The sequence below is a fragment of the Nocardia sp. NPDC102475 genome, from assembly GCF_055584605.1.
This window is the reverse complement of sequence record NZ_JBVJLS010000013.1, coordinates 202,631-227,131: the sequence shown is the minus strand read 5'-3', so window position 1 is coordinate 227,131 and position 24,501 is coordinate 202,631. Positions and strand designations below refer to the sequence as shown.

General features: G+C 65.3%; 27 protein-coding genes and 1 riboswitch. Of the genes, 15 read left to right on the top strand and 12 right to left on the bottom strand.

Going from position 1 to position 24,501, the window contains the following annotated elements; translation table 11 throughout:
• Positions 1-70: 70 nt before the first annotated feature.
• On the top strand, positions 71-526 hold the full coding sequence (locus ACZ60G_RS24265; RefSeq protein WP_465812488.1) for a hypothetical protein: 456 nt from the start codon (positions 71-73) through the stop codon (positions 524-526).
• A 68-nt stretch (positions 527-594) separates the two neighbouring features.
• Positions 595-3,957, top strand: a complete 3,363-nt coding sequence (locus tag ACZ60G_RS24260) for an error-prone DNA polymerase (protein ID WP_465812486.1) — start codon at positions 595-597, stop codon at positions 3,955-3,957.
• A gap of 3 nt (positions 3,958-3,960) precedes the next feature.
• On the opposite strand, the gene ACZ60G_RS24255 is transcribed toward ACZ60G_RS24260, so the two are convergent.
• Positions 3,961-4,359, bottom strand: a complete 399-nt coding sequence (locus ACZ60G_RS24255) for a nuclear transport factor 2 family protein (RefSeq protein WP_387293867.1) — start codon at positions 4,357-4,359, stop codon at positions 3,961-3,963.
• A gap of 108 nt (positions 4,360-4,467) precedes the next feature.
• Between ACZ60G_RS24255 and ACZ60G_RS24250 the strand changes: the two genes are divergently transcribed.
• Genes ACZ60G_RS24250 through ACZ60G_RS24240 form a run of 3 tightly spaced genes read left to right on the top strand, consistent with a single transcriptional unit; the run spans position 4,468 to position 6,413 of the window.
• Entirely contained in the window at positions 4,468-5,106 is a 639-nt protein-coding gene (locus ACZ60G_RS24250; protein WP_465812484.1) for a TetR/AcrR family transcriptional regulator, read from the top strand.
• 31 nt (positions 5,107-5,137) lie between these two features.
• Entirely contained in the window at positions 5,138-6,226 is a 1,089-nt protein-coding gene (locus tag ACZ60G_RS24245) for a DUF4349 domain-containing protein (RefSeq protein WP_465812482.1), read from the top strand.
• On the top strand, positions 6,183-6,413 hold the full coding sequence (locus tag ACZ60G_RS24240; RefSeq protein ID WP_465812481.1) for a DUF167 domain-containing protein: 231 nt from the start codon (positions 6,183-6,185) through the stop codon (positions 6,411-6,413). Before ACZ60G_RS24245 ends, ACZ60G_RS24240 begins: the two co-directional genes overlap by 44 nt.
• 38 nt (positions 6,414-6,451) lie before the next feature.
• On the opposite strand, the gene ACZ60G_RS24235 is transcribed toward ACZ60G_RS24240, so the two are convergent.
• On the bottom strand, positions 6,452-6,916 hold the full coding sequence (locus tag ACZ60G_RS24235) for a tRNA (cytidine(34)-2'-O)-methyltransferase (protein ID WP_465812569.1): 465 nt from the start codon (positions 6,914-6,916) through the stop codon (positions 6,452-6,454).
• 26 nt (positions 6,917-6,942) lie between these two features.
• Complete coding sequence (locus ACZ60G_RS24230) at positions 6,943-7,530, bottom strand: TetR/AcrR family transcriptional regulator (RefSeq protein ID WP_465812480.1); 588 nt, start codon at positions 7,528-7,530, stop codon at positions 6,943-6,945.
• Between the two features lie 112 nt (positions 7,531-7,642).
• Here ACZ60G_RS24230 and ACZ60G_RS24225 point away from each other — a divergent pair, with 112 nt between their 5' ends.
• Positions 7,643-8,551 carry an SDR family oxidoreductase gene (locus ACZ60G_RS24225; RefSeq protein ID WP_465812478.1) on the top strand — a complete coding sequence of 303 codons (909 nt, stop codon included), beginning with the start codon at positions 7,643-7,645 and terminating at the stop codon, positions 8,549-8,551.
• Here ACZ60G_RS24225 and ACZ60G_RS24220 read toward each other — a convergent pair.
• Positions 8,538-9,089 (bottom strand): carboxymuconolactone decarboxylase family protein, encoded by a 552-nt coding sequence (locus ACZ60G_RS24220; RefSeq protein ID WP_465812476.1) that lies wholly within the window; start codon positions 9,087-9,089, stop codon positions 8,538-8,540. The genes ACZ60G_RS24225 and ACZ60G_RS24220 overlap by 14 nt on opposite strands.
• Positions 9,090-9,374: 285 nt before the next feature.
• Between ACZ60G_RS24220 and ACZ60G_RS24215 the strand changes: the two genes are divergently transcribed.
• Positions 9,375-9,620: a DUF3017 domain-containing protein gene (locus tag ACZ60G_RS24215; protein WP_084508289.1), complete on the top strand. Its 246-nt coding sequence runs from the start codon at positions 9,375-9,377 to the stop codon at positions 9,618-9,620.
• Between the two features lie 12 nt (positions 9,621-9,632).
• On the opposite strand, the gene ACZ60G_RS24210 is transcribed toward ACZ60G_RS24215, so the two are convergent.
• Positions 9,633-10,172: a hypothetical protein gene (locus ACZ60G_RS24210; protein ID WP_465812474.1), complete on the bottom strand. Its 540-nt coding sequence runs from the start codon at positions 10,170-10,172 to the stop codon at positions 9,633-9,635.
• 350 nt (positions 10,173-10,522) lie between these two features.
• Entirely contained in the window at positions 10,523-11,470 is a 948-nt protein-coding gene (locus ACZ60G_RS24205; RefSeq protein ID WP_465812472.1) for an oxygenase MpaB family protein, read from the bottom strand.
• Positions 11,471-11,617: 147 nt separating this feature from the next.
• Between ACZ60G_RS24205 and ACZ60G_RS24200 the strand changes: the two genes are divergently transcribed.
• From ACZ60G_RS24200 to ACZ60G_RS24190, 3 genes are all read left to right on the top strand, one after another.
• On the top strand, positions 11,618-12,295 hold the full coding sequence (locus ACZ60G_RS24200; RefSeq protein ID WP_465812470.1) for a TetR/AcrR family transcriptional regulator: 678 nt from the start codon (positions 11,618-11,620) through the stop codon (positions 12,293-12,295).
• Positions 12,296-12,404: 109 nt separating this feature from the next.
• Positions 12,405-12,656: a hypothetical protein gene (locus tag ACZ60G_RS24195; protein ID WP_465812468.1), complete on the top strand. Its 252-nt coding sequence runs from the start codon at positions 12,405-12,407 to the stop codon at positions 12,654-12,656.
• Positions 12,653-13,066: a type II toxin-antitoxin system VapC family toxin gene (locus tag ACZ60G_RS24190; RefSeq protein WP_465812466.1), complete on the top strand. Its 414-nt coding sequence runs from the start codon at positions 12,653-12,655 to the stop codon at positions 13,064-13,066. The genes ACZ60G_RS24195 and ACZ60G_RS24190 overlap by 4 nt, the downstream gene beginning before the upstream one ends.
• 25 nt (positions 13,067-13,091) lie before the next feature.
• Here ACZ60G_RS24190 and metX read toward each other — a convergent pair whose 3' ends face one another.
• Both metX and ACZ60G_RS24180 read right to left on the bottom strand, forming a co-directional pair.
• Positions 13,092-14,204, bottom strand: coding sequence for a homoserine O-acetyltransferase MetX (gene metX / locus ACZ60G_RS24185; protein WP_465812567.1), 1,113 nt, complete (start codon positions 14,202-14,204; stop codon positions 13,092-13,094).
• 279 nt (positions 14,205-14,483) lie between these two features.
• Positions 14,484-14,594, bottom strand: a riboswitch (SAM riboswitch).
• Between the two features lie 43 nt (positions 14,595-14,637).
• Complete coding sequence (locus ACZ60G_RS24180) at positions 14,638-15,381, bottom strand: TetR family transcriptional regulator (protein ID WP_465812464.1); 744 nt, start codon at positions 15,379-15,381, stop codon at positions 14,638-14,640.
• Between the two features lie 132 nt (positions 15,382-15,513).
• Here ACZ60G_RS24180 and ACZ60G_RS24175 point away from each other — a divergent pair, with 132 nt between their 5' ends.
• The 3 genes from ACZ60G_RS24175 (at position 15,514) to ACZ60G_RS24165 (ending at position 20,031) form a co-directional block, all read left to right on the top strand.
• Positions 15,514-17,007: an MFS transporter gene (locus tag ACZ60G_RS24175; protein ID WP_465812462.1), complete on the top strand. Its 1,494-nt coding sequence runs from the start codon at positions 15,514-15,516 to the stop codon at positions 17,005-17,007.
• A gap of 279 nt (positions 17,008-17,286) precedes the next feature.
• Positions 17,287-18,504 (top strand): NADP-dependent isocitrate dehydrogenase, encoded by a 1,218-nt coding sequence (locus ACZ60G_RS24170; RefSeq protein WP_433523049.1) that lies wholly within the window; start codon positions 17,287-17,289, stop codon positions 18,502-18,504.
• Positions 18,505-18,891: 387 nt separating this feature from the next.
• On the top strand, positions 18,892-20,031 hold the full coding sequence (locus ACZ60G_RS24165; protein ID WP_465812565.1) for an MFS transporter: 1,140 nt from the start codon (positions 18,892-18,894) through the stop codon (positions 20,029-20,031).
• Here the strand turns inward: ACZ60G_RS24165 and ACZ60G_RS24160 are convergent.
• The 3 genes from ACZ60G_RS24160 to ACZ60G_RS24150 are packed head-to-tail and all read right to left on the bottom strand — an operon-like array spanning position 20,028 to position 22,306.
• Positions 20,028-20,441, bottom strand: a complete 414-nt coding sequence (locus ACZ60G_RS24160; RefSeq protein WP_465812460.1) for a nitroreductase family deazaflavin-dependent oxidoreductase — start codon at positions 20,439-20,441, stop codon at positions 20,028-20,030. The two genes, ACZ60G_RS24165 and ACZ60G_RS24160, sit on opposite strands and share 4 nt — an antisense overlap.
• Before the next feature lie 58 nt (positions 20,442-20,499).
• Positions 20,500-21,651: an epoxide hydrolase family protein gene (locus tag ACZ60G_RS24155; RefSeq protein WP_465812458.1), complete on the bottom strand. Its 1,152-nt coding sequence runs from the start codon at positions 21,649-21,651 to the stop codon at positions 20,500-20,502.
• Positions 21,652-21,709: 58 nt separating this feature from the next.
• Positions 21,710-22,306, bottom strand: coding sequence for a TetR/AcrR family transcriptional regulator (locus tag ACZ60G_RS24150; RefSeq protein ID WP_465812456.1), 597 nt, complete (start codon positions 22,304-22,306; stop codon positions 21,710-21,712).
• A 95-nt stretch (positions 22,307-22,401) separates the two neighbouring features.
• On the opposite strand from ACZ60G_RS24150, the gene ACZ60G_RS24145 reads away from it, so the two are divergent.
• On the top strand, positions 22,402-22,785 hold the full coding sequence (locus tag ACZ60G_RS24145; protein WP_465812454.1) for a hypothetical protein: 384 nt from the start codon (positions 22,402-22,404) through the stop codon (positions 22,783-22,785).
• Positions 22,786-22,822: 37 nt separating this feature from the next.
• Complete coding sequence (locus ACZ60G_RS24140; RefSeq protein ID WP_465812453.1) at positions 22,823-23,377, top strand: TIGR03086 family metal-binding protein; 555 nt, start codon at positions 22,823-22,825, stop codon at positions 23,375-23,377.
• Positions 23,378-23,483: 106 nt separating this feature from the next.
• Here ACZ60G_RS24140 and ACZ60G_RS24135 read toward each other — a convergent pair whose 3' ends face one another.
• On the bottom strand, positions 23,484-24,380 hold the full coding sequence (locus ACZ60G_RS24135; protein WP_465812452.1) for a LysR family transcriptional regulator: 897 nt from the start codon (positions 24,378-24,380) through the stop codon (positions 23,484-23,486).
• Positions 24,381-24,501 lie beyond the last annotated feature (121 nt).

The window sequence follows — 24,501 nt, the reverse complement described above, 5'->3', positions numbered from 1 at the left end:
TCGAATCGGGCCACGCCGAGGTGTTCGAACCGGCCTCGAATCTATCGAACATATGTGCGATACTCTGCGCATGGCGGACGATCGGATGGCGGAAATCTTTGCCGCGGTGCGGCTCTCCGGCAGTGATCCGGAGACGGCGCGGCGGATGCTGGCGGAACTGTGGGACGAGCTCGGCGACGGTGGAGATCCGTTGCAGCGCTGTGTGATTGCGCATCACCTCGCCGATCTGCAGGGCGCGGCCGAGGGTGCGCTGCACTGGGATCAACGCGCGCTGGCCGCGGTGTTCGGCCCGGGGGTTCCGCTCGATGAGGGCCTACGTGGATTCCTGCCCTCGCTCTACCTCAATCTCGCCGACAGTCACCGCCGCGTCGGCGACTTCGATGTGGCCTATATGCAGCTGACCATCGCTCGCGGCCACCTCGATGTCCTCGCCAACGACGCCTATGGCGCCGTGATCCGTACCAGCCTGGACAAGGTCGAGGCCGCGCTGGGCGAGAAGTCGATGGATCCGCTCCCGGCTGCCTGATTCGGCGGGTACCTACACCTCCTTCGTAGTTCGAATGTATGTTCGACTATGTGAGGAGGTGATGTGTCATGGGTTGGAGCAACGGCCCGCCTACCTGGGCGGAGTTGGAGCGGGTGCTGTCCGGTCGACCCGGACCGACGAATCCGGATGCGATGTATCCGGGCGACGGCGGCGACAGTCCAGCATGGTCGCGCAAGCGCGGGGACTATCGGCCCGAACCGGTCGAACCGCCAGGTGGTCCGGTGGTGCCGTACGCGGAGTTGCACGCGCATTCGGCCTACAGCTTCCTCGACGGTGCGAGTCAGCCGGAGGAGTTGGTTGAGGAGGCGGTGCGGCTCGGGTTGGAGGCGATCGCGCTCACCGATCACGACGGCTTCTACGGAACTGTGCGCTTCTTCGAGGCGGCCAGGGAATGGGGTATCCCGACGGTCTACGGAGCCGAATTGTCGCTGGGCACCGCGGAAGACGCACCGCGCCTAGGGAATTCGCTCGGCCATGTCGGCGCACCCGATTCGGCGCCGCGCACCGGCTCGCCGGACCCGGCCGGTCCGCATCTGCTGGTGCTCGCCCGCGGTCAAGAGGGCTATCGCCGACTCTCGAGTGAGATCGCCGCTGCCCACATGGCCGCGGGGGAGAAGGGCATCCTCCGCTACGACCTGGACGCACTCACCGCGGCGGCGGGCGGGCATTGGCACATCCTGACCGGATGCCGCAAAGGCCATGTGCGCCAAGCCCTCGACCACGACCTGCAGGCGGGAGACACCCGTCTCGGGCGCGCCGAGTCCGCCCTGCGCGACCTGACGGAGCGCTTCGGCGTCGACCGGGTGAGTGTGGAACTCACCCATCACGGCATTCCGGAGGACGACGAACGCAACGCCCACCTCATCGCCCTGGCCGATCGTCTCGGTCTGCCCGTGGTGGCCACCACCGGAGCGCATTTCGCCGCACCCGCCCAGCGCCGTCGCGCCATGGCACTCGCGGCGATCCGGTCGCGCCGGAGCCTGGACGATATCGCGGGCTGGTTGGCGCCGACCGGTGGCGCGCACCTGCGCTCCGGCGCGGAAATGGCGCAGTTGTTCGCCGCCTGTCCGGAGGCGGTGGCGAATGCGGTGACGCTCGCCCGCGAATGCGCCTTCGATCTGAAATTGATCGCGCCGAGCCTGCCGCCGTTCGACGTGCCCGACGGCCACGACGAGGCGTCCTGGCTGCGTGAACTCACCCTTGTGGGCGCGGCTCGGCGTTACGGTCCGCCGTCGGGAAATCCCGAGGCGTATCGGCAGATCGAGCACGAACTCGCGATCATCGACGAGATGAAGTTTCCCGGTTACTTCCTGGTGGTGCACGATATCGTCAGCTTCTGCAAGGAAAACGACATCCTTTGCCAGGGCCGGGGTTCGGCCGCCAATTCGGCCGTCTGCTACGCGATCGGCATCACCAATGTCGACCCGGTCGCCGCCGAGTTGCTGTTCGAACGCTTCCTCGCACCGGAGCGCGACGGCCCGCCCGATATCGACATCGATATCGAATCCGATCGCCGCGAGGAGGCGATCCAGCACGTCTACGCCAAATACGGTCGCGAATACGCCGCTCAGGTGGCGAATGTGATCACCTATCGCGGTAAGTCAGCGGTTCGCGATGCCGCACGCGCACTGGGCTTTTCACCTGGACAGCAGGATGCCTGGAGTAAGCAGGTGAGTCGCTGGACCGGGGTCGGCGCCGAAACCGGCACCGATATTCCCGCGGAAGTGCTGGAGCTGGCCACCGAAATCGAGGGTCTGCCAAGACATCTCGGAATTCATTCCGGCGGCATGGTGATCTGTGACCGGCCCATCGCCGATGTCTGCCCGGTCGAATGGGCGCGCATGCCCGGCCGCAGTGTACTGCAGTGGGATAAAGACGATTGCGCCGCGATAGATCTGGTGAAGTTCGACCTGCTCGGTCTCGGCATGCTCTCCGCGCTGCACTACATGATCGATATGGTGCGCGAGCACAAGGGCGAAACCGTCGAACTGCACAAGCTGGACCTGAAGGAAACCGCTGTCTACGAAATGCTTTCGCGCGCCGACTCGGTGGGGGTGTTCCAGGTGGAGTCGCGGGCACAGATGGCCACGCTGCCCCGGCTGAAGCCGCGGGAATTCTACGACTTGGTGGTGGAGGTGGCGCTGATCCGACCCGGTCCGATCCAGGGTGGTTCGGTGCATCCCTACATCCGTCGCCGCAACGAGGACGAGGAAGTGACCTATGACCATGACGCGCTGAAGAATTCGCTGAAACGCACCCTCGGCGTGCCACTGTTCCAGGAACAGCTCATGCAGATGGCCATCGACGTCGCCGGTTTCACCGCCGCCGAGGCCGATCAGCTGCGCCGCGCCATGGGTTCCAAACGCTCACCCGAACGCATGGAGCGCCTCAAGGACAGGCTGTATCAAGGCATGCGCGATCTGCACGGCATCACCGGCGAAGTCGCCGACCGCATCTACGAGAAACTGTATGCCTTCGCGAATTTCGGCTTCCCGGAGAGCCATTCGCAGAGCTTCGCCTCGATCGTCTTCTACTCGGCCTGGTTCAAACTGCACTATCCGGCCGCCTTCTGCGCCGGATTGCTGCGTGCCCAGCCGATGGGGTTCTACTCACCGCAGTCGCTGGTCGCCGATGCCCGCAGGCACGGCGTCCTGGTGCACGGACCCGATATCAATGCCAGCCGCGCCGAACCCGCCGTCGAAAACCACGGTGACGAGGTGCGACTCGGTCTTGCGACCGTCCGTCACATCGGCACCGAACTCGCCGAACGCATTGTCGCCGCCCGATCGTCCGGTCCGTACACCTCCTTCCTCGACCTGACCGGTCGCGTGGAACTCACCGTCGCCCAAGCCGAATCCCTCGCCACCGCAGGCGCTTTGGGCTGTCTCGGCATCACCCGATGCGAGGCGCTGTGGGCGGCGGGCGCCGCGGCGGGCGAACGTCCCGACCGACTTCCCGGCACCGGCGCCGCCACCACCGCCCCCGCCCTGCCCGGCATGAGCGAACTCGAACTGGCCGCCGCCGACGTCTGGGCCACCGGCATTTCCCCGGGCAGCTACCCCACCGAATTCCTACGCCCGCAACTGGATGCGCTCGGCGTCATCCCCGCCGCCGGCTTACTCGACGTGCCCGACGGCTCCCGCGTTCTGGTCGGCGGCGCCGTCACGCATCGGCAACGCCCCGCCACCGCCGCCGGTGTCACCTTCCTCAACCTGGAAGACGAAACCGGCATGGTGAACGTCGTCTGCTCGGTGGGCCTGTGGACCCGCTATCGCCGCCTGGCCCAGAGCGCACCCGCCCTGCTCATCCGCGGCCGGGTCCAGAATGCCGAGGGCGCGGTCAGTGTCGTCGCCGAATATCTGCAGCGCATGGACCTGCGCGTCGATACGAAATCCCGCGACTTCCGTTGAGGCTCAGAATATTCCGTTCGCATTGGCGGCCTGCTCCGGAACCGGCTGGATGACATCCCAGTGTTCGACCAGCTTTCCGTCGGCGAGGCGGAAGATATCCATGATGGCCAGTCCGCGGTCGCCGGGTTCGCGCACGCCGTGCACATGGGCGACCACGTAATCACCCTCTGCCACAATGCGTTTCACTTCGACACGGAGTTTCGGCGCGCCCTCCTTCAGGCCGGTGAGGCGTGCGAGTAGTCCGTCGAAATCATCGGCGATCTCCGGATTGTGCTGGATGTAGCGCGCACCGAAGAACTCGGCGGTGGCCTCGAAATCCTTGGCATTGAACGCGGCTTCGTAGAACGCGAGGACGGTCTGCTTGTTCGATTCGAGCTTCGGATCGACGAAAGTGCTGGTCATGATCATTTCTCTGATCTCTTCGAGCGGCCTGCAAGCAGTCGCTGGCGGTAACTGAACAGCTGTAGCGTTACAACTGTAGCGCTACGTTTGTCCGGCTACAATCCTCTGATGACCTCCGATGCGACGACCCGGCGCGGTCGCAATCCGCGCGGCCACGGTGGCCGACTGCGTGCGGAGATCATCGACGCCGCGATCCGGCTGCTGGATGAACTCGGCGATGATCAGGCCCTGTCCATGCGCGCGGTCGCGCGCGAAATCGGTAGTGCCGCAACGTCGGTCTACCTGCATTTCGCCGATCGAGACGCACTGGTGTCGGCCGCGCTGGAGCGATATCACGGCGATCTGGTGCGCGCGATCGATGACGCGGAGGCCGCCGTCGACGATCCCGTCGACAGACTGCGCGCTCGCGTCCGCGTCCTCGGCGACTGGGCCTATCGACATCCGGGCATGTACAAGGTGCTGCACGAGAGCACCCTCAACCGGCGCGTGGACCTGCCGTTCAAGCGGGAGCTGACCGAACGCACGGCCGCCGCGATCCGGCGCTGTATGGATGCTGGTCTGGTACCCGTCGACGACCCGGTCTCGGTCATGCTCGATCTGCGCGCGGCGGTGCACGGCGCGGTGTCGATGCGACTCAACGAACCCGGCCAGACCTGGCCGCCGCTCGCCGATCAGATCGAACGATTTCTCGTGAAACTGGTCGGCGTCCCTTCGGCATTCGGGAATGGCCCGCATCGAGTTTCGTGACCGAATTCGCCGCAGCGGCTAACCTGCGTGCATGCGGAAGCTTGCTGTGCTGGTGATCGGCCTGCTGGGTTTGACGTTGCTGGTCGGCTGCGGTGATGACAACGGCGACAACGCCAATTCGGGCCGGTCGAGCATGGCGACCGTAGCGCCGATGGCGCCGCCGCCGAGTCTGCGCGAGGGCTCACCGGCGAAGGGGGATACCGGCGGGACCACCGTCGAGGCGCGCAAGGAGGTCATCACCGGCAGCGTCGACATCACCGCGGATGATCCGATCAAGGCGGGCGGCAAGGTGACCGATCAGGTGCGCGAGGTCGGCGGCCGGGTCGACAGCCGCACCGAACAGCCGGGCACCGATGACACCGATCCGCAGGCCACGCTCACCGTGCGGGTGCCAGCGGATAAGACAGACAAGTTCATCGACGGCCTCGGCGGGGTCGGCCGGGTCACCCGGATGAGCACCAACCGCGACGACGTCACCATGCAGTGGCAGGACCTCGACGCCAGGATCAAGGCGCTGCAGGCCTCGGTCGACCGGTTGCGCGCGCTCATCTCCGGTGCGACCAATACCGCGGATCTCATTGCCGCCGAGCAGGCGCTGTCGAGTCGGCAGGGTGAGCTCGACAGCCTTACCGCGCAGAAGCGGCACCTCGACGATCAGGTCGCGCTGTCCACGCTCACCATCGACATCACCACTGAGGATAAGGATTCCGACAAGGGGCCGACCAATTTCTGGGACGGCATCGTCTCCGGCTGGCATTCACTGGTCGATTGGCTGAAAGACACGGTGGTGTTCACCGGCAAGGCGATTCCGTGGCTCGGATTCGTCGTGGTCATCGGCGCGGTGTTGTGGGGTCTTGTGCGAGTGGTGCGGGGCCGGAAGCATTCGTCGGAACCGGGAGGATCCGAGCAGGGCAAGGCCGCTGCGGTCGGTACGCCGACCGAGTCGAGCGCGAAGGCAGCGGAAGGTGCCGATACTGACGCAGGTGCAGTTGCCGGTGCCGAGACTGGCACGAGTGCTGGAACCACCGGAAAAGGTGCTGGTACAGCGAAAGGCGCTGGGACGATGGGAGATACAGGTGCCGACGGTCGTAAGGGCGACGATCAAACCGAACAGCCGTAAGGGCCCACTCGTCGAAACCCTCGACGACGGCTCCCTGCAGCTGTACGTCCGCGCCCCCGCAGTGGAGGGCAAGGCCAACAAGGCCGCCATCGAACTCCTCGCCGACCACTACGGCGTCCCCAAATCCGCCGTCCGCCTCGCCGCAGGCGCAACCTCCCGCTTCAAACGCTTCGAGCTGGACCTCTGACCCCCGCCGCCATCGCCGAATCGGGTTGAGCGACATGGTCACACGGCGCCGGGAAATCCGAACTGACGCCAGGCCTCGTAGACGGTGACGGCGGCGGCGTTGGAGAGGTTCATCGAGCGGCGGCCGGGCAGCATCGGAATGCGCAGTCGATCGGTGATGTGCGGATCGTCGAGCACCTCCGGCGGCAGCCCCGTCGGTTCGGTGCCGAAAAGCAGCACATCACCCTCCCGGTACGCCACATCGGTATACCGCGTGCTCGCATGGGTCGTGAATGCGAACACGCGCTCGGGCCGCACCGATTCCCATGCCGCCGCGAGGGTCTTGTGCACCGTCACCGAGGCCAGATCGTGGTAATCCAATCCGGCCCGCCGCAACTTCGCCTCCGAAAGGTCGAACCCCAATGGCTCGACCAGATGCAGCTCACACCCGGTCCCCGCGACAAGTCGAATCGCATTGCCGGTATTTCCGGGAATCGCGGGCTCGTGAAACATCAAACGGAACACCTGTGCAGTCAACCAGGTCGCTCCAGCTAGCCCGGAACGACATCGGGCAGGTCCTGCGCGCCGGTCACGAGTCTCAGTTCGTTGACGGATTCTCGGATCAGTTGCGACAGAGTGCGCTCGCCGCCGATCCAGCTCTCGAAGGCGATCTTGAATACCGCGATCCCGGCCTCGGCGGCCAGACTCGCGGCCGGATCGGTCACGCCGCGCCCGCGTAGCGCCTCGGCCAGCGCGGCGGCGAGTGTTGCGAGCTTGACCAACTCGCGCTCCTGAAGTTCGGCATTGGCCGCGATAACGGCTTGCCGCTGCCAGGCGAGCTCGCGGCGCTGCTCGAAAACAGTATCGGCGACCTGCGTGAGCGCCGTGGCGATCGCCTCGATCGGCGGCATGGCGGCGGGCGCGTCGTGCACCCCGCGCACGAGGGCTTCTTGGAGCGCGCTCGCCCCCGCGAACAGGACCTCGCGCTTATCTGCGAAATGCCGGAAGAACGTTCGCTCGGTAAGCCCCGCACGCCTGGTGATCTCGGCGACGGTCGTGCTCTCGAATCCGTTCTCGCGGTACAGCTCCAGAGCCGATTTTTCGAGGCGACCGCGCGCATCAGGCTCCCATCGACTCATGTGCAGGATCCTATCTGATGACAGCGACTGTCATCGCGTGTAGCGTTGATGACAGTCACTGACATCACTGCCTTCGCACTGGCGAGGGCATCGAAAGACTTGGAGTACTTCCGTGCGGATTTTCATTACCGGGGCGTCGGGACATATCGGCTCCGCGGTCATCCCCGAACTTCTCGACGCCGGACATCAGGTCGTCGGCCTGGCTCGCTCGAATGAAGCTGCCGCCACGGTGGCAGAAGCCGGTGCCGAGGTGCACCGCGGAGATCTCGACGATCTCGACAACCTGCGCGCAGCCGCCGCCGCGGCCGACGGTGTCATCCACTTGGCCTTCAAACATGAAGCCATGCAGACCGGCGACTACGCCGGAGCGATCGCGGCCGATCTGCGCGCCATCGAGACCATCGGCGATGCGCTCGCGGGCACCGGCAAACCCTTTGTGGGTACATCGGGCACGCTCACGCTCGCGTCGGCCGGGCTGACCCGGGTGGGAACCGAAGCCGACGCGCTCGCTGCTGGGCCGCGGGTCGACGCCGAGAATGCGGTGGTCGCGCTCGCGGATCGTGGTGTTCGATCGGCTGTCGTCCGGCTGCCACCGACCGTGCACAGTTCGCTCGACCATTACGGCTTCGTCCCGATCTTGATCGCCACCGCCCGAGATAAGGGCGTCGCCGCCTACGTCGGTGACGGGAACAACCGCTGGCCCGCCGGACACACACTCGATGCCGCGCACCTGTACCGCTTGGCGCTGGAAACCGCCCCCGCGGGGGCGCGGTTACATGCCGTCGACGACGAAGGCGTGCCCTTCCGTGAGATCGCCGAAGCGATCGGTCGCCATCTGGATCTACCGGTGATCAGCATCCCGCCGGAGCAAGCGGACGCTCACTTCGGTTTCCTCGGTCCCCTTGTCGCGCTGGACAATCCGACCTCGAGCGCGCGGACCCGGGAACTCCTCACCTGGAAGCCGACACACCCCGGCCTTATCGAGGATCTCGACCAGGGCCATTACTTCAACGTTCGTTAGCGGCCCGCTCCGGGATGGCGCATGCCATGCCGTCGGCCATCCCGGTCGGGCGCACGCCCAGGCCCTGGTTGTGACGGGCGCGCTGGTTCTCCCAGGCGATGCTGGCGGTCAGTTCGGCGAACTGCCCCTTGGACAGGTGCGTCAGCAATTCGGTGCGCAGGCCCGCGAGGTCGATGGCCGGGGTGGCGGTCATCGCCTCGGCGAAGGAGATGACGAGTTTTTCCAGGTCGCTGTAGGCGTCGCTGGTGCGATAGCGCGGCAGGTCGCGCAGTTGTTGTTCGGTGAGTCCGCTGGAGTGTGCCAGCGCAGAGCCGATATCCAGGCAGAACTCGCAATTCACGAGTCCGGCCGTCTTCAGTTCGGCCAGTTCCTTGAGCTTCGGATCCAGTCTGTTGCTGAACAGCAGCGCTGTTTCGTATCCGATCGTGCCGAGAAGGATCTGCGGTCGGCGGGCGAGCCAGCCGAACAGGTCGGATCGGTTCCGCTTCGCCTGCCGAACCGCTTGCAGGTAGTGCCGAATCCGGGTAAGCGCTCGCATTGTCCGTACCCCCTTGTGCCGGATGAATCTTTCTCTTGAAACTACGCCGCGTAGTAGTTTGAGGCAATGTCTGATCGGGTGTGCCGCCGTGCGGCGAATTCTGTTGCGGAGCAGTAGCCCCGCCTCGAGGCTCGCCGGGTGAGTGCTCGGCCGCGGCGCACTGGTGTGAGCGGCCGCATGTCGTCTGCAAGAATCGAGGGCGTGACCGACGTTGACCCGTCTGCCGCCGAACGGCAGTCCGACCGGACCAGCCTGGGTGCGCAGTTCCTGCGCTGCCACCTGCCCATGCTGGTCGTGACGGCGGTCATTCTGCTCGCGGTCGTCTTCGTGGCCTGGGATCGCTGGCGCCGCGGCGCGCTGTTCTTCGGCGGTGCTGCCCTGCTCGCGGCCACCTTCCGGCTCTGCCTGCCGACCGCCCGGGTCGGACTGCTCGCCGTGCGCAGCAAGCCGTTCGATGTCGCCGCACTGAGCCTGCTCGGCACCGCCATCGTCTTCATCGCCGCCACGATCAATACGCTCGGCGTCGGCTGAGACCGCACCGCGCTAGTTGTGGCAGGTGTCCCGGTCGTTGTAGAGCATGATCTGGGTGACCTTCGCATTGGCGGGCATATTCCGGTAGATGCCGAGGAAGCCGTAGCGCGCCGGTTGGTCGGGGACCGCGGCGGAACTCCAGTTGTAGCCGATCTCGAGCGTGGGATAAGCGGCGCGCACTTCGTCGACGGTGGAACCGACGGCGATGCCTTCGGACGTGCGGACCGGAAGTTTGCCGGGCATGATCGCCACTATTTCGCCCTTGTTGGTGAAACCCTGCCAACCCGTTCGTGCGGTATAGCGGCCGCAGCCGGGCGGATCGTTGGTGTCGTCGAAGGCCGCGATTTCACCGGTGGCCTCGGCCTCGCTCCGGCTCATCCCGAGCCGCAGTTTGCCGAAGCCGAGTGGGCCCAGGACGGTCGGCGCCGGGGGCAGGGTGGTCGTCGACGCCGCGGCCCGGGTGGTCTCGGTCGGCTCGTCCGAGCACGCCGCAGTACCGATCAACATCGCGCCGAGCAGCGCGAATATCGATACGACACGATGAATGCGCATGGTCTACCCCCGATGTCGTCCATGAACCGGAATGCCCGCCACACTGAGACGGGTGCGATGTCGGCCAATCTGCACATCGGCGACTCCCCGAGTCAAGGCGACGTCCATCGGTCGACGTCAACCTTGTGCGCCACCGTTCGGAGTTCGGTGTCGACTGAGGTGCAACAACTTTCGTCGGTGCCCGCCGACCCGGCCACCGACGCGGCAGCGTTCGATCGAGTGCAGTCGAATGGTGGCTCACCTTGTCTTGCGGAGCCGCCAGTTCACTCGTGCCGAAGTGCAGCGTCAGCTCCGGCTCGACGAGTATCGCTCGATATCAACCGCATCGAAGCCGCGCGTCGCGCCGCGCGCTAGCCGACCTCGGCTATCGCGCGCCGACCGCGCCCGCCGTACAACCGGCGCGCCTCGCTCGGCGTAATCGTCTCCAGTCGGGTCGGCGGCTCGCCCTTCATATGCTGCTCCAGGATCTGACCCGCCATCGGTGCGATGAACGGCGCGGCGGTGATCAGGCCGAACGAGTTGAATGCGGCGCTGCCCCACACGATGGTCTTGGCGGCCGGTCGGACCAGCAGATCGATGATTCCCCAGCGATCGAAGCGGCCGAGCCTGCGCATCCATTTCGGCAGTGTGGCAATCGAAGCCAGGGACAGTAGCCGACTGCCGAGGGCATAACTGATGCCCGCGCCGTTGCGTGGCGAGGTCCACAGCAGGTGGTGCATGCCCTGCTCGGCACGCTCGGAGGTGCACAGGCTCGGGCGGACCTTCGCGAAGTACGCGCGCACCTCCTCGCGGGAGCGCGGCACATCCTCCGGCTTGCAGGTCTGCAGTTCGGCGGCGATCGCGCACTCGCGCCAGTAGCGCGCCTCTTCCTCCGGGCCGAGTGGGCCGGGGCCGAAGACCTCGTACGCCTTGAGCACCGAATGCCAGCCGGTGATGTGGATCCACAGCTGGGTTTCCGGGCTGTTCGCGCTGTAGCGCTGTCCGCTGATCGGTTCGATACCGGTCATCGGCGCGTGCACCTGCATCAGATGTTCCGAGGCCTGGATGGCCGTGCGGCCGTCGGCGATCGCGACGAGCAGGAAGTAGGCGAAGGTGTGGTCCAACCGGCTGCGCGGGTCGGCGTAGATGCCCTGCGAATCGGCGACGGCTGCGGTCAGGAACGGATCGAAGTGCTCGAGGACCACCGCGCGCTGGAAGCCGATCACGGCGGTCGGCGCGGTCCAGATCTTCCAGCTGGGCGAATCCGGGCCGAAGAACCCGTAGTCGTCCCGGCGAAGAGTGGTCGGATCGAAGGACATCTGCTGCTCCTCTTGCCTGCTCGCCCTCCCGAATCGGCGAATACAACGCAACCGTAGCAATTGCCGCCAAGCAATACAACGGTCACGTAGCATTTGTTCTCGGATGGATTCCATAACCGGAGGCCGATGCTGACAGGATGGACGCGAATGGAGGTGAATCGAGTGACGGAATCGCGCACCGCGCCGGACCGGCCGAGACGGCGATACGCGCCACGCCTACCTCCCGGGGAGCGCCGCGTCCAACTGCTCGACGCCGCCTACGCGGTGCTGAGCAGAGTGGAGTTGCACCAGCTGAGCATGGAGGCGGTCGCACAGGAGGCGGGCGTCGGGAAACCTGTGCTGTACACCGTGTTCAAGACTCGCGCGGAACTCGTTGCGGCACTGCTGGAACGCGAACGCGAACGCGGTCTCGAGCAGGTCGCCGCGACCCTGCCCACCGATCTGCTCGGTGCCGATCCGGTGACTGCGGCCTCGGCCACGGTCGAAGCATTCGTCGGTGTCGCACTGGAGAATCCGACGCGCTGGCGCCTGATCCTCGCTACTCCCGGCAGCGCCCCCGATGAATACCGTGCGGCACTGGCCGATTCCCGCACCGGGGTCTTCACCCAAGCCGAATCCTTGGTCAGTATGGGCATCGCTCTCGATCCGCGTTGGGCGGGAATGGATTCCGCACTACTTACCAACGCGGTGCTGAGCGTCGCCGAAATGCTCGGCAGACTCGCGGTCAGCGCGCCGGACGAATACCCGCGCGAGCGATTGGAAGGCTTCGTCCACTCCATCGTCCAACTGCTCGCCGGTGCCCCAGCCGCACAGTCAAAGGAATGATGGCCCCACAAATCACGACTACGCGTCGGCATCCATCCATCCGTCGAGTCGGGTCGATACTTGGTGTGCACGCATACTTTTGTTTTGTTTGCACACTACAATCGTCGCTATGACCGCAGCGCACGACTACGAAGACCTGCATCGCCTGGTCGATCGGTTGACGCCGGACCAGGCGCATGCGCTGCGGGCTGTCGCGTTGCAGTTGGTTGTCACCGATACTCCCCAGCGGGGCCCCGTCACCGAGCCCAAGGGCGAGCGACGTCGGCACCTCTCGTTTGCTGGCATGATGCATGCTGAGCCCGATCTCGCGGCCAGGTCGGAAGAGTTGCTCCGCGAGGAGCGTGCTAAACAAGCCGAGTGATCGTCTGCGACACAGGTCCGCTCGTTGCCGTACTGAACGAAAACGACTCGGATCATCAACGCTGCCTTGATCTCCTCGAGACCCATCCCGGGCCGTTGCTTGTGCCTGGCCCGGTTCTCGCGGAAGTCTGCTATTTCCTGGAAACTCGTGTCGGACCTTCGGCTGAGGCCAAGTTTCTGGAATCGATCGCCAACGAGGAGATCGAGCTCGTCGATCTCACCCGAACCGATCTATTGCGGATGGCCGAGTTGGTCCGGAAGTACGCTGACTTCCCGCTGGGTGCCGTCGATGCCGCCGTCCTTGCCGTCGCCGAACGGCTCGACGTGAAGGAAGTGGCTACCCTGGATCGCCGTCATTTCAGCGCTGTCCGAACGCGTCACTCGGTTCCTCTTCGACTGCTACCGGACTAGTGGCGGCCTTGCAGGCAGCGAACTTTCAGCTGTTGCGACCGACTCGCGCCAGTCGCATTGTCTCGGTGAGCAATTTGGATACGGCGGCCGCTTCGGTGAGGAAACCGTCGTGTCCGTCGCGGGAATGCACGATCTCCAGACCTTCGCAGCCCGGTAGCCCGTCGGCCAGTTCCTGTTGAGTTCGCAACGGGTACAAGCGATCCGAGTCGACGCCGCCGACCACGCACGGCACCGGGGTGGCGGCGAGGGCGGCCGCGATACCGCCGCGCCCGCGGCCGATATCGTGTCGGTTCATCGCCTCGGTCAGCAGGACGTAGGTGGCGGGATCGAAACGGCTGCAAAGCTTTTCGGCCTGGTGGTCCAGATAGCTCTGTACCGCATAGCGGCCGCCGTTGCGCGGATCCTCGTCGCCCTGCGCATTGTTCTCGAAGCGGTGATCGAGTTCGCCCTCGGTGCGGTAGGTCAGGTGTGCGATGCGGCGGGCGATGCCCATGCCAGTCGTCGGGGCGCGATCGGTGTCGTGGTAGTCGCCGCCCTGCCAGTCCGGATCGGCCTTGATGGCGGCGATTTGCGTTGTCTGCGTGCCGATCTGGTCGGCGGTGGCGCGTGCGCCGACGGCAAGTACCAGTGCGGAACCGACCCGTTCCGGCGCGCCGACCATCCACTCCAGCACCCGCATGCCGCCCATCGAACCGCCGACGACGGCGGCCAGCCGTTCGATGCCGAGCAGATCGAGCAGCGCCGCTTCCGCGGTCACCTGATCCCGGATCGAGATCTCCGGAAACCTTGCGCCCCAAGGCTTTCCGTCCGGTGCCAGCGTCGAGGGGCCGGTGCTGCCCTTGCAGCCGCCGAGCACGTTCGTCGCGATGACACACCATTCGTCGGTATCCACCGGTGCGCCCGGCCCGACCATGCCGTCCCACCAGCCGGGCAGCGGATGGATATCGTCGGGCACACCGACGACATGCGAATCGCCGGTCAGCGCGTGCTCGACGAACACCACATTGTCCAATGCGGGGGAGAGCTCACCCCAGCGCTGCATGGCCAGATGAACGTCCGGGATGACCGCGCCGGTCTCCAGCCGCACGTCCCCGATGGCAATGATGCCGAGCCTCCCGTCCGGCGGTGGCAGGGCCACCGCGGACGAACGCGCGGTACTGGGGTCGGTCACGGTCACGTCGTCGCCGCCGTGAAACCAGCCCGCTGAGGACAGTGCGTCGCCGATACCGGGGGAATCACGAGGGAACGCACATCCTCGATGTTAGCTACCCGGCTGAACCGGGCCGCGGTCCGGTAGACCGGGAGTGTGGCCGCGGACGCGATGGGGTCACTCATGTCGTGCTCCAAAGGGTTGTTCGCCAGCAGGTCTTATCGGGATCTGGGTAACGGACAACAACTCATCGGAAATACCTCCTGAAGTGCGCGCTTGCTCTCGACCATCGAAAGCCCGGTCATCACCCGGAGCACCCCACCGCTGCTGGAGGGTTGCCGTCCAGCAAGCCGGGGCTTCGCGCTGGCACTCATGACCTGACGGATATGGTAACCGGCGCGCGGTCGGCGACTGAAATCCGTTACCGGTTGTCCGCCGGTTCGGTCGCGGGCTGCCCGGTGCACACGCGTATGAACTCGTCGAACGACGTGGTGAATCCGGTGCGGGCCTCCGCGGCGGCCGCAGCGGTGTCCTCCGCGTCGAAGATCGAGTTCTGGCACTCCATGCTGAGGTGGCCGATCAGCTGCCAGGCGCCGACGACCAGCCGCACCGGCAGCGCGTCGGGCTGGGTGCCGAGCCGCTCGGCGATCGCGTCGGCGATCGCGGCGTTCTTGTCGTCGGCCAGTTCCATGCTCTGCGCACTGACCGTCGGACTGCTGCGCAGGATCCGCTGCATCTGCTGGAAGCGCCGGAACGACAGCGGTCCCTCGGTATTCACCGCCGCCTGGTCGACGACCAGCAGGAAGGCCTCGCGCAGCGATTGCAGCTCATTGCCGGTGACCGGGAGTCCACGCAGGCATTCGGCGATCGCGAGTCCGAAATCCTTGACCGGCCCGAGGACGATGGCTTCTTTGCTATCGAAATACCGGTTGATCGTGCGCGGGGACACATCCGCGCGTTCCGCGATCTGTTCCACCGTCGTCGCGTCGAATCCCTGTGCGTCGCACAGGTCGAGCGCCACCTCGATGATGCGCAACCGGGTCTGCTGCTTCTTGCGCTCGCGCAACCCCAGACCGCCGGGCGCACTGGGCCCTGGGTTCGCTGGGGCGCGCACAGCGTCCTCGGCTGTGGCGCTCGCGCCGATCGGCGTCGATGACTCGAGCATGGCCTCATGTTAGCGCAATCGGGACGACTTGTGTCTTTAACGGTCAAATGTCGTAGTGCGACATTTTTCTCTTGACGACAAATGTCTGCCAATGACAGGATGACTGCACGAACTTCGGACGAGGAGACCAAGGTGAGCGAGACTGCGACAGCGGTGGAAGTTCTGGAGAAGCAAACGAGTTCGGCACGCTGGTGGGCCCTGGGGGTGATCGCATTGGCCCAGCTCATGGTGGTTCTCGACGCCACCATCGTGACCATCTCGCTGCCGTTCGCCCAGCAGGATCTCGACATCAGCGACGGCAATCGGCAGTGGATGCTGACCGCCTACACGCTGATCTTCGGCGGTCTGTTGCTGCTCGGCGGACGGCTGGCCGACTACCTCGGGCGGCGTCGGATCTTCATCGTCGGCCTGGTCGGCTTCGCGGGCGCGTCCGCGGTGGCGGGTCTGGCGCAGAACGGTGCGGAGCTGTTCGCCGGACGGGCACTGCAGGGTGCGTTCGCGGCGCTGCTCGCCCCCGCGGCACTGTCACTGCTCTCGGTGACCTTCACCGAGGCCAAGGAGCGCGCGACCGCGTTCGGCGTCTTCGCCGGTATCTCCGCGGGTGGTGCGGCACTCGGTCTGATCGCGGGTGGCGCGCTGACCGAATACGCCTCCTGGCGCTGGTGCCTGCTGGTGAACACCCCGATCGCACTGCTCGCGCTGCTCGGCGCGCTGGCCTTCGTGGTGAAGGATGTGCCGACACCGCGCACCGGTGGCTATGACGTGCCCGGCGCGGTCACCGTGACGCTCGGTCTGATCGCCATCGTGTACGGATTCAGCCGCGCCGCCGAGGACGGCTGGCTGGCCGGCAGCACCCTCGGGCTGCTCGTCATCGGCGTCGCCCTGCTGATCGCCTTCGTCGCCATCGAGCGTCGCTCGTCGAATCCGCTGCTGCCGCTGCATATTCCGGGTGAGATCAACCGAGGTGGCGCCTTCCTGGCCGCGTTGCTGATCCCGATCGCGATGTTCGCGATGTTCCTGTTCCTGAGCTACTACTTCCAGATCACCCTCGGCTACTCGTCGCTGAAGGCCGGTTTCGCCTTCCTGCCGTTCCCGGCGGGCATCGCGATCTCTGCCGGTGTCACCAGCGCGCTGCTGCCGAAGCTGGGCCCGCGCCCGCTGATGGTGGCCGGGGCCGTGCTCGGTGTGCTGGGTCTGGTGTGGCTGGCGCAGCTGAGCTACGGCGACAGCTACGCGGTCGGCGTGCTGCCCGCGCAGGTGCTGATCGCGCTCGGTATGGGCCCGCTGTTCGTCGGGATGCAGACCGTCGCGCTGCATCAGGTCGAGGAGGAGGACTCGGGTGTGGCCAGTGCGCTGTTGAATGCGGCACAGCAGGTCGGTGGCGCGGTGGGCACCGCACTGCTCACCACCATCTCGGTGCAGACGGCCAAGACCTTCGCCCAGAACAATCCGACGGTGGACAACCTGATGGCCCGCGCTTCGATCCACAGCTACGACGTGGCGTTCTATGTCGGCGCCGGATTCTTCCTCGCGGCAATTCCGGTGATCGCATTGATGATTCGGGACAAGCCGGAAAATCTGATCGAGGGAGCCGAGGAAGACGCGCGGATTCCGGTCGCGGTCTGATCCTGAAATAGCGATGTCCGGGTGTCCGATGGGATGCCCGGACATCGCTATTTCGGCAGGATCCGACCTACTTGTCGGTAACAATTTCGGGCGGCTTCACATGGGGGGCTGCCCGCGCGGTGAGAACAATGGCAGCAGTACGCTTGTCTTGTTTGCACCACTCGTCTCGCGGACAACGCGGGACATATACGTTGTCTGTTGGAACAGCTGGGGTCCGCTCACAAGCGTGTTCGCCTGGCCGTGCAATAAGGGCACCATCCTAGGAGGACACGAAGATCCATGTCCAAGATCAAGGTTGAAGGCACCGTCGTCGAACTCGACGGAGACGAGATGACCCGGATCATCTGGCAGTTCATCAAGGACAAGCTGATCCACCCGTATCTCGACGTGAACCTCGAGTATTACGACCTCGGCATCGAATATCGGGACAAGACAGACGACCAGGTCACGATCGACGCCGCGAACGCGATCAAGGAGCATGGTGTCGGCGTCAAGTGCGCCACGATCACTCCGGATGAGGCCCGGGTCGAGGAATTCGGCCTGAAGAAGATGTGGCGCTCGCCCAACGGCACCATCCGCAACATCCTCGGCGGAACCATCTTCCGCGCGCCGATCATCATCTCGAATGTGCCGCGTCTGGTCCCCGGCTGGACCAAGCCGATCATCATCGGCCGTCACGCGTTCGGCGACCAGTACCGCGCCACCGACTTCAAGGTGTTCCAGGGCGGCACCGTCACCCTCACCTTCACCCCCGAGGACGGCAGCGAGCCGATCGTGCACGAGGTCGTGCAGATGCCCGAGGACGGCGGCGTCGTGATGGGTATGTACAACTTCAAGAAGTCCATCGAGGACTTCGCGCGGGCCTCGTTCAACTATGGCCTGCAGCAGAACTACCCGGTCTACATGTCGACCAAGAACACCATCCTCAAGGCCTACGACGGCATGTTCAAGGACACCTTCCAGGAGGTGTTCGACGCCGAGTTCAAGACCCAGTTCGACGCGGCCGGACTCACCTACGAGCACCGCCTGATCGACGATATGGTCGCCTCCTCCATGAAGTGGGAGGGCGGCTACGTCTGGGCCTGCAAGAACTACGACGGCGATGTGCAGTCCGACACCGTGGCCCAGGGTTTCGGCTCGCTCGGCCTGATGACCTCGGTGCTGCTCACCCCGGACGGCCGGACCTGTGAGGCCGAGGCCGCGCACGGCACGGTCACCCGGCACTACCGCCAGCATCAGCAGGGCAAGCCGACCTCGACCAACCCGATCGCGTCGATCTTCGCCTGGACCCGCGGCCTCGAGCACCGCGGCAAGCTGGACAACACCCCCGAGGTGATCGGCTTCGCGCAGACTCTCGAGGATGTTGTCATCAAGACCGTCGAGGGCGGCCAGATGACCAAGGACCTTGCGCTGCTCGTCGGCGGCGATCAGGGCTACCTGACCACCGAGGAGTTCCTCGGTGCGCTCGACGCCAACCTGGCCCGCGCCCTGCGCTGAGCTTCCCCCGCCTCTCCGCGCCTTTTGCCGGTCGTGAGTGCCACCGAGGTGGCGTCGCGGGCCGGCGGAAAGCGTGGGGTTGGCTTCTGGGCGTACCCGGTGAGTTACCCATGTGCTCACGAAATCAGTCGTCGCTCGGGCGATGTTGGTGGTCGACGCCATGCGCGACCTACGGGCACCCGCACCACACCGCTAGCGACTGCTTGCAGGTCGCTCGAAAGGGTCGGTGGTACGGGTGCCCGCATTGTTCTCGACGTGGGGGAACTCACGTTCGCCTGGGAAGCAGCGGGAGTCGCCGAGCGGTTACATGAATACGTGACCAGTACCGTTGCCACGCAGACCCCAGCACCCGCCGAGGCCGAGCGGACGGACTGGCATATTCCGGCGATGCTGGCGCTGGCCCTCGGTGGATTCGGAATCGGCACAACCGAATTCGTCACGATGGGTTTGCTGCCCGATATCGCCGGCGCCATGCACGTCTCCGAGCCGACGGCAGGGCATGCGGTATCGGCCTATGCGCTCGGCGTCGTCGTCGGCGCTCCGCTGATCGCCGCACTTGCCGCGCGGGTGCCGCGCAAACGTCTGCTTGTCGCCCTGATGGTGGCATTCACCATCGGAAATGCCGCGACGGTTATCGCGCCCACATTCGAAACTCTGGTCATCGCGCGGTTCGTTTCGGGCCTGCCGCACGGCGCGTACTTCGGTGTCGCCTCACTGGCCGCGGCGACTCTGGCGCCGGTTGGGCAGCGCGCAAAGGCGGTTGCCGCGGTTATGCTGGGACTGAGCGCCGCCAACGTTGTCGGCGTTCCCAGTGCGACCTGGCTCGGCCAGCATCTCGGCTGGCGCGATGCCTTCGTGGTGGTCGCGGTGATCGGTGTCGCCACCGTCGCGGCGCTGATCCGATTCGTTCCGGAACTGCACGGCATCCGGATCACCAACCCGATGACCGAACTCGGCGCACTGCGTCGCCCGCAGGTGCTGCTGACCCTGCTGGTCGGCGCGATCGGCTTCGGCGGCATGTTCGCCGTCTACACCTACATCACCACCACGCTGACCGATGTGTCCGGTCTGCGGCTCGGCCTGGTGCCGTTCGTGCTCATGCTCTTCGGGCTCGGGATGGTCGCGGGCAATATTGTCGGCGGCATTCTGGCCGACCGCGGCGTCGACCGGGCTATCTACGTCGCGATGATCGCGATGGTCGTCATCTTGGCGGGATTCGTTGCCGCCGCGCACAATCCGTACACGGCGGCCATCGGTGCGTTCTTCATCGGCGCATCGGGTGCGGCGCTCGCGCCGGGTCTGCAGACCCGGCTGATGGATGTCGCCGCCGACGCCCAGACCCTCGCCGCGGCGCTCAATCATGCGGCCCTCAATATCGCCAATGCGGCGGGCGCGTGGTTGGGCGGACTCGTCATCGCGGCGGGTCTCGGCTACACCGCACCCGCGACCGTCGGGGCGGGGCTGGCCGTGCTCGGCGTTCTGCTGTTCACGGTGACCGTCTGGATCGGTCGTCGCTCAGCGGTTTAGGCGCTGGGTTCCAGCGCGACGACCGGAATCACCCGATCCGTCTTGGTCTCGTATTCGGCGAAGCCCGGCATGACCTCCACCATCGCCGCATAGAGCCGATCGCGTTCCGGACCTCCGATGATCGGGGTGGCCGTCGCCTCGATGGTCTCGGTGCCGATCTCCAGCGTGACCTTCGGATTCGCCCGCAGATTGTGATACCAGTCCGGGTTATCGGGTGCGCCTGCCTTGGACGCGATGATCACCAAACGATTGCCGTCGCGGATATAGGCCGCCGGATTCGTGCGCGGCAGTCCGGTCTTCGCGCCGGTCGTGGTGAGCAGCAGCAGATCCTTGCCCTCGAACGGGCCGCCGACCTTGCCCGCATTCGCACGGAACTCCGCGATGATGTTCTGGTTCCAATCGTTGGCCATCTGCACTCCTCGGATCGAGAGATCGGGTCGAGGTAATCGTCGCCGATGGGCGGACCGATCAGATCACTTTTTTGAAGAATCCGCGCAGGTCGGCGAGCAACAGGTCGGGGGCCTCGTGGGCGGCCCAGTGCCCGCCGCGGTCGTATTCGTGCCATTGCACGAGATTGCGATGGTCGCGTTCGGCGAATTTGCGCGGCGGTTTGAAGTCGAATCCGAACGAGGCCAAACCGATCGGCACCGTGGTCGGCTCGATCGCCGTGGGTGAGCGATGGTGCTCGAAGTGGAACCGGGCCGACGACGCCGAGGTGTTGGTGAACCAGTAGATCGCCACATTGGTGAGCAATTCGTCGGCGCTCAGCGCATTCACCAGCGCCTGGCCGCTCCAGGCGAGCTGGCCGACCGGGGAATCCGACAGTGCATGGCCGAGGGTTTGCGGCTGCGCTTGCTGGGCGGCGTTGTGAATGGCGTGCCGGCGGAATTTCTGTCCGAAGTACACCAGGATCAGCTCGTATTCGCTGAGTCCGTCCAGCTCGCCCGGCTCGCGCCTGGGGAAGGAATAGACCTGGGTGACGTGCACGCCGAAGACCCGGTCCGGGGCGATCCGGCCCAGCTCCGGTGCGACAATGGCGCCGCAGTCGTTGCCGTGCACACCATAGCGGTCGTAGCCGAGGCGGTTCATCAGTTCGTCGAATGCCGCGGCCATGCGCGTCGGGCGCCACCCGGCGGTGTGCGTCGGTCCTGAGAAGGCGAAGCCTGGATAGGACGGGATCACCACATGGAAGGCGTCGCTCGGATCGCCACCGTGTGCGCGCGGATCGGTCAATTCGCCTATCAGGCCGAGGAATTCGGTAAACGAGCTCGGCCAGCCATGGGCCAGCAGCAGTGGCATCGCATCGGGTTCAGGGGAGGTGACGTGTACGAAATGGATGGTTTGCCCATTGATTTCGGTCGTGTACTGCGGAAATGTGTTGAGCCGCTGCTCTTGTGCGCGCCAGTCGAACGTGTCGCGCCAATATTCGTGCAACGGCCGGACGAACGATAGCGGAACGCCGTACTCCCAGCCGGGCCGAACCGGCACTCCTGGGTACACCCGGCCCGCGACCTCCCGAGCGGGCAGTTCCGCGACGTAGCGGGTGTGCGTCAGGCGGTATTCGAGGTCGTCCAGGTCGGCCTGCGGGATCGCGATTCGGAAGGGCTTGATCTCGGACACCGTCTCAGCCTGCGAGAGCCGCACGGCGGGAACAACGCCGAATTCGACTGTCTTTCGATCACTTTCGCTTATCGGCCGCCGCTGCCGTGTGCAACAGCCGGTCGACGAGGGTATCGACGTAGTCGTCGGTGAGCGGGCCGGCGCCGAACAGGGTGCGGGTGTATAGCGGGGCCAGGATGATGTCGACCACCTCCAGCACCTCTGGGGCCTGTTCGCCGCGGGTGGTGGCTCGATCGAGCATGGCTTGGATCTGGTCCACCCGTTCGGCGAGGAATCGGTCGCGCGTCTGTTCACCCGCCGCACCGGTGTCGAGCAACGCGAGAATCGTGCGCAGCAGTGCCAATCCGTCCGGCCCGCTGACATCGCGCGCTGCCTTGGCGGCATAGGCGCGCAGATCGCCCTCGAGCGAACCGGTATTCGGCATCGCCGACTCGGTGCTGAGCCGATCGACGGTCACCTCCATTGCCAGCGCCTCCAGATTGCCCCAGCGCCGGTAGATGCTGGTATCGGCGACACCAGCACGTGTCGCGACTTCGGCGATCGTGAAGTTGCCGTAGCCGCGTTCGGCGACCAGTTCGGTGACCGCCTGGTGTACCGCCGCGCGCACTCGGGCGCTGCGACCTCCAGGGCGGCGGGAGCGGGCTTGTTCCTCCATGGCTCCACCTTAACGCAGTGAGGACTTGCGTTTGTTGACCGCTGCTCGCTACTGTGGTTGTTAACGCCGCTAGGAACTGCGTTTAGGAGCTGGCAATGGAACCGATCTTCTTTACCGACAACCACTCGTTCTGGTACGAGACCCTGCGCACCTTCGGTCACATTGCCTATGGCGGAGCCGATTTCGGTGAGGTCGTGATGACGGGCCAGCGGATCGTCCCCGACGATTACGACAGCTGGTACGACGAGTGGCTGGCCACGGCCGATCGGGTATCGGATACGACGCGCACGGCGCATCGGGTCAGCGCCCGCGACGGCTTCCTGCGCGCGTCGAACTACTACCGCGCCGCCGAATTCCCGAAGACACTGCTCGAATTCACCGAAGAACAGGGTGTCGAGGCCCATTGCCAGTCCGGCGCACAGCGTTTCGCATTCGCTCGCATCTACGACTGGCTCGACGACACTTTCGACCGGGCCTGATTTACCACCACTGCTCGACACTTTCCAGGAGACCGACATGAACATGATCAACCGCATCGACCGGGCCATCGATGTGTCCGGCGGCATCGTCAAAGGCATTGCCGCAGAACACATGAGCGCGCCGACGCCGTGCCCGGAATGGGATCTGCGTGAGCTGCTCAACCACCTGGTGGGCGGCATGAATATCTTTGCCGCCCAACTGCTGGGCCTGACACCGGATCGCGACCACCACGACGACTGGCTCGGCACCGACCCGCAGGGCGCCTACGTCGAGGCGGCCGAGCTCGACCGCGCGGCCTGGCATCGCCCCGACGCACTCGGACAGACGGTGCGTCTCGGCTTCGGCGTGGTGCCAGGGCCGATGGCGGCAGTGATCCACCTGACCGAACTCGTCGTGCACGGTGTCGATCTGGCGGTCGCCACCGGACAGGAGCGCCTGGTCGACGAGCAGCTGTGTGCGGAAATGCTGGCGATCATGCGTGAGATGGGTCTCGAAAACTTCCGCGTACCAGGGATGTTCGGTCCCGAGGTCGAGGTGGCCGCCGACACTCCCACGTACCGTCGGCTGCTCGCCTACGTCGGACGAGCCTGATCCGTCCCCGCTGGTCCGTCGCATTGCTGCGGCGGGCCTTGCCATGCCGTCTGCCTTCCGCACGGTGCCGACTGTCTTCGGCTGCGTGACGGACCGATCGCCGTGGTCAGTTCTGCCCCAGCGGCCCCAACTCGCGAACAACGCTTGCCAGCTCGCGAATCTGCTGGGTTTCGCTGTCGCTGCGCCAGACCAGCGCCCAGCGGACCAGGTGTGAATCGCTGATCGGCACGTAGCGGATGCCGGGGCGGTTGTAATAGCGGGCGACGTGGCTCATGCCCATGGTGAAGGCGCCGCGGGTGCTGGCGACTGTCAGGATGTCCTCCACCGTCGAGACGGTGGAAATGCGTTCGATGGGGCGGCCACTGGGTGTGTAGAAGGGGCTGATGGCGTCTTCCCAGTAGTCGGGCATCGGTTTGCTCGGTGCCAGCACTCCGCGATCGCCGAAAGCCTCCAGGGATAGATGCTTTTCGCCTGCCAGTTCGTGGTCGTCGCCCATCATGGCCACCATGGGTTCGATCGAGATGATCGGCCCGACGGTCAAATCGGGTTCCTCGACCGGCAACCATGCGATGACAATGTCGGCCTCGCCGCGGCGCAACGGGTCGAACTGTTCGATGAATTCGATATTGCGGATCTGTAGTTCCCACTGTGGATGACGGGTCCGGAAGAGCTCCCAAAACGGCCGGTAGTCATACGAATTGAAGCCGATCATCGCGATGCGAAGCACCCGGGCCGCCCCCTGTGCGGTAGAGCGTGCGTTCTCGATCGCCTGGGTCAGATCGTGGTAGGCGGGGCGCAGGTCGGTGAGCAACTGCTTGCCGAGAGCCGTGAGCTGGATATTGCGTGGGTTGCTGCGGTCGATGAGACGTCCCCCGATACGACGTTCCTGATTCTTGATCGACTGGCTGATCCGAGCCTGCGAAAGATACATCCGTTCCGCGGTCCGCCCGAAGTGCAACTCCTCGGCCAGCGCCAGAAAGATTTCGATATCTCTCAGTTCCATCGTGGTGCTCCTGATTGGTTACGCCAGCCAATCAGAACATTTTTCGACGGAACGCGCTCATCTTGCTCAATCGCCCACGGCGTCAGCTGAAATGCCACCACTGACGCGGGCTGGTGCGGCG